General features: G+C 34.1%; 2 protein-coding genes and 1 pseudogene. 2 read left to right on the top strand and 1 reads right to left on the bottom strand.

The window, feature by feature from the left end; genetic code table 11:
* Positions 1-185 (bottom strand): annotated as a pseudogene (locus ACFIO3_RS08665) (phage tail protein); the annotation flags it as partial.
* Between the two features lie 2,337 nt (positions 186-2,522).
* On the opposite strand from ACFIO3_RS08665, the gene thiC reads away from it, so the two are divergent.
* Positions 2,523-4,349 (top strand): phosphomethylpyrimidine synthase ThiC, encoded by a 1,827-nt coding sequence (gene thiC / locus ACFIO3_RS08660; RefSeq protein WP_375607735.1) that lies wholly within the window; start codon positions 2,523-2,525, stop codon positions 4,347-4,349.
* Positions 4,346-5,151, top strand: an 806-nt coding sequence (locus tag ACFIO3_RS08655) for an FAD-dependent oxidoreductase (protein ID WP_375704322.1), incomplete at its 3' end; no start/stop codon positions are given. The genes thiC and ACFIO3_RS08655, both read left to right, overlap by 4 nt.

Here is a 5,151-nt window from a genome sequence, read left to right as displayed (position 1 = left end):
GCATTTACCATAAAGCTTGAGTCAATAGATCCACCATTATCTGCAAGATATTCTCGTACGCGCTGCATCATCGCCCGAGCACTATCATTAACAGAACTAGGCGGCTGACCTTCTGCCCAATTAATGATACTATCTGAATGAGCATTTTCATCGGCCTTTAGCGACCAATCATAAATATTAGACATTTTAAATCCCCCATTATTTTCATAATTTTTCTAACAATTTCTCATTCTGTGCACTAGAATGCGCTGCCATTTTTTATTGCTACATCATAACCACTGCACCATCCGTATTTACACATTTTATCTCTCTTCCCTCCTTCCAATTTAATAACCTAAATTCATCAGACCTTCTTCATAACATCAGCATTAATACAACTAATTCTAATGTGTAATATGAGCCACCTCATCTGAGGTTACTTAATATCTTGTTTTGTTGTTGTGCTGTTGTTATACAGTTATATTTTCAATATCTTGCAATCTCATTGCAAATTATAAATACTGTTCAAAATTCCCCCTACTATGGATTTCATAGAACTGTTATTGAATGTAATAACTTATCATCCGCATAGAAAGTTTCTGATTTAAACATTCTCTTTTTTATTTTTTTCAATAGCTTAAATTTATTTCGTCGATATTTTATACTCTATATTTTAAACAAAGAATCTCTCTCTTTTGACTTCCATTTATCTTAAAATTCTAAAAGTTAACTTCAAATTCTTTGTATGCATCATTATGTTTTTATTCATATGCAAATACCTTGAAAGGCTCTATTTTATTCAATTTATTCCTGAAATTGTTTTACTCGATCAATACCAACATTTTTTAAACAAGCTTCTGTTCAATCTTAATGCACCATAGGAAATATATTCACTATGACAGTTTTTTTACACCTTAATTGAACTAGAAATGAAATACTTTAAATACTAAAGAAATATCACAAACCCTCATCAGATCTGATGAATATCAATTTCTTTTACTTGAATTAAAAAATAGCCCTTACCCCCTATAAAATGCGCGCCATTTTCACCTTTAAAGAGCTGTAAGCGCCCATTGTCCTCCCCCACCTAATGCGATTACCCACATGTAATATTCTATTATATATTGATTCTTTTTGCAAGAACAATAAATCCTTCTGAACATGCACTCGCAATTATTAGCTTTCTCTCTCCTTGTGGAAAGATAAGAGTAAAGATTTACTGTTTTGATAACAAATTCTGTACTGGCTAAAACAACAGAGCAAAATACATCATATCATCGAACTTCATTGTAATCATGATTTAAAAATTTAAGTAGGCTTTCTTAATATTTTACTTTGTTACATCATCAGCTTTTATAGAAAAAATCTCAACCGTGCTTACAATATCTATACCACCATTATTTCCTCTTAGAAGAAGAAAAAGATCTCTCAATAATGATAAATAAAATTATGAAAATTGAATAGCTTACTGTTTTATATAAGAGATTAAGCCATCATTCCCACACTTCTTACCTTCTTTTTCAGAAACTTTCAACATTGTGTTTTTTTAAGAGGTATAGTTTTATTGAAGCACCTTCACTCCATTTGATACCAGCAATTTGTGAGGTCATTTTTACATCGTCTGCTATATTTGATATATTTTATTCCTTATATAAAAAACCATACTCACACTGCCTTTGCGAATAAAGAACTTTTCTGTAATTTCATATATATTTAAACTATAAGAATTTATAAAATACGATTTGTTTTATTATCAATAAAATAATCTATATGTCGTGATTTTTTATATAAAAATACCTTATATTTTATTCATAAAAAATAAAACTCATCTTTATTAAATATAGACGTTATTAAACTTTTTATTATTGATCATGTAAAATAGTAAATAGAGTATATTCATCATTTTCTTATTTATAATGATATCTTAATTGAACACAACTATGAAAAAATAAGAAAGTTTTATTTTATATTCTAAATACGTAGAATAAACATAAATTTAAAGGATATGTAATAATCTGTCATGATTTCAGAAACAAAAGCATCACGACATGACACTTTATAAAAAGGGTGCTATTGTCTGAAGATGAGTGACTAGCTTAGTAAAAAAGCTACATAAAAGTAAAAGAATAAAAATTAATGGAATTGCGCAGCATATACCCTCTGGCTTTAGCTATAAATTTTATCCTCATCATTTCTTTATAAAAAGATTTTAATATTATCACTGGTTATTTCATAGTATCTGCTTTTATTTCTAACGAATGTAGAAAAATCGTTAAAAATATATCTTTGTGATTGACAATGTCAGTATTTAAGCCAATCATGTGTATCCTGGCAAAAGTGTTTACGTGGGGGAGTGCAAGTATTATTTCAAAGATATTGCGTTGATCTTTTCAAAGTAAATCTTCTTAAACTTTATTGAAGATAACTTACTATAAAATATTATAAGCATCTCTTCATTCAAGATACATTATTGATCATTTAAATATATCTCCATTAACATCACGCCTTAGTTTTTAAACTATGTGTTTAGAAGGAAAAAGTTTGTGCCGAAAAATATTCCATCAATCAGTTGTAGTCCCTTTCCTGCCTCACGCAAAATTTATCAACAGAGTCCTCTTTTTTCTGATGTGCGTGTTCCATTGCGTGAAATTTCATTGACCGATGGGAGTGGTGAAAAACCTTTAAATGTTTACGATACTTCTGGTCCCTATACCGACAAAGATGCAGTCATTGATCTTACAAAAGGTTTACCTGCAATTGGCTCATCTTGGCTCTTTCAGCGTGCTGATACTGAACCTTATCCTGCACGCTTAGTTAAACCTGAAGATAATGGATTAACCTATAATAGCTCTGCTATTCCAACATTTGAACAAAAACGACCTATTTTACGAGCTAAAAGTGGCAAAGCAATCACACAAATGGCGTATGCACGCGCAGGTATTATTACCGCCGAAATGGAATATGTTGCTATACGAGAAAATGAAGGACTGGCAATAAAAGATCAACAAAAAGTACACTCAGATACATTGGATGGAGAAATACCAGAAATTTATACTGCGGAATACGTTCGTAATGAAATTGCAAATGGACGAGCCATTATTCCACAAAATATCAATCATCCAGAATGTGAACCAATGATTATTGGACGTAATTTTCGTGTTAAAATTAATGCCAATATTGGCAATTCAGCAGTAACTTCATCGATGGCAGAAGAAGTTGATAAAATGGTTTGGGCTATTCGTTGGGGGGCAGATACAGTTATGGATCTCTCAACAGGAAGAAATATTCACAATATTCGTGAGTGGATTATTCGAAATTCTCCTGTGCCTATCGGGACTGTTCCTCTTTATCAAGCACTCGAAAAAGTACAAGGTATTGCTGAAAATCTAACATGGGGTATTTTTCGCGATACTCTTATAGAACAAGCAGAACAAGGGGTTGATTATTTTACCATTCATGCAGGCTTAAGATTACCATTTATTCCTATGACCATTGATCGTGTAACAGGTATTGTTTCACGAGGCGGTTCTATTATGGCAAAATGGTGTCTCCATCATCACAAAGAAAGCTTTCTCTACGAACATTTTGATGAAATTTGTGATATTGCAAAAACATATGATATCTCTCTTTCATTAGGAGATGGATTACGCCCTGGCTCTATTGCCGATGCCAATGATGAAGCACAATTTGCCGAACTTAAAACTTTAGGAGAATTGACAAAAATTGCTTGGGAAAAAAATGTACAGGTTATGATTGAAGGACCAGGACATATCCCAATGCACAAGATTAAAGAAAATATGGAGCAACAACTCAATCTCTGTCATGAAGCACCTTTTTATACTTTGGGACCTCTTACAACTGATATTGCTCCTGGTTATGACCATATTACATCAGCAATTGGTGCTGCTATGATTGGATGGTTTGGAACTGCCATGTTGTGCTATGTAACGCCTAAAGAACATTTGGGACTTCCCGATAAAAATGATGTCAAAACGGGGGTCATCACTTATAAAATCGCCGCTCATGCTGCTGATCTTGCAAAAGGTTTGCCTAGAGCACAGTTGCGCGATAACGCTCTCTCACGTGCACGATTCGACTTTAGATGGCATGATCAATTCAACCTGTCTCTTGATCCAGAAACAGCTTGTACCTTTCATGATGAAACAATGCCGAAAGATGCCCATAAATTGGTGCATTTTTGTTCCATGTGTGGACCAAAATTCTGTTCTATGCGTATTTCTCATGATATTCGTGATGCTGCAGCACTCAAAAAAACAAAAGGTGAAGGTATGATTGCTATGGCTGAAAAATATCAAGAAAGTGGTGATCTTTATGTCGATGCATCTCAAAAAAAGAGAGTAAATAGTTGAAGAATATTCTTATCAAAGGTGCGGGCGTTGCTGGTTTAACCGTTGCTTTTATGTTACAACAAAAAGGCGCTCGTGTTACTGTATCGGCTCCACTAAACTCTCCTATAGGATCGTCCAGTTGGTATGCTGGAGGAATGCTTGCTCCTTATTGTGAAAAAGAAAATACTGAACAGATTGTTGAAGACCTTGGTGTACAAGCTATACACTGGTGGCGCAAAATATTTCCAGATCTTGTTACACAAAAAGGTACTTTAGTGGTTGCTCCTACGCGTGATAGAGGAGAACTTGAACGATTCTCACTTCGCACACATCATCATAGAACCATAAACCGTGCAGAAATAGCCCATCTTGAACCAGATCTTGCAGAACATTTTGACTGTGGGCTTTTTTATGAAAGTGAAGCCCACCTTGATCCTCGTAAAGCACTTATCGCTTTAAAAGAAAAACTGATAACAAATGACGCATGTTTTGTTGATGTTAAAACATCTGAAACAAATTTTGATATGGTCATTGATGCAACAGGAATAGCACGTTTAGGAAAAGATAAAAATATACGGGGCGTGCGTGGTGAAATGCTACTCTTGCGGAGTACAGAAATTAAGATTTCCCGCCCAATTCGTCTTCTTCATCCACGATTTCCACTTTATGTTGTTCCACGACAGGATGATATTTTCATGATTGGCGCAACGATGATTGAAAGTGACTTTGGTGGTCCAATCTCGGTGAGATCAATGATGGAATTGCTCAACGCGGCCTATACATTGCACCCTGCTTTTGCCGAAGCAGAAATTGTTGAATCCGG

This window comes from Bartonella sp. AD328YNZD, from assembly GCF_042196425.1.
Note: the sequence above shows the minus strand (reverse complement) of the source record. Positions and strands in the feature narration are given on the sequence as shown.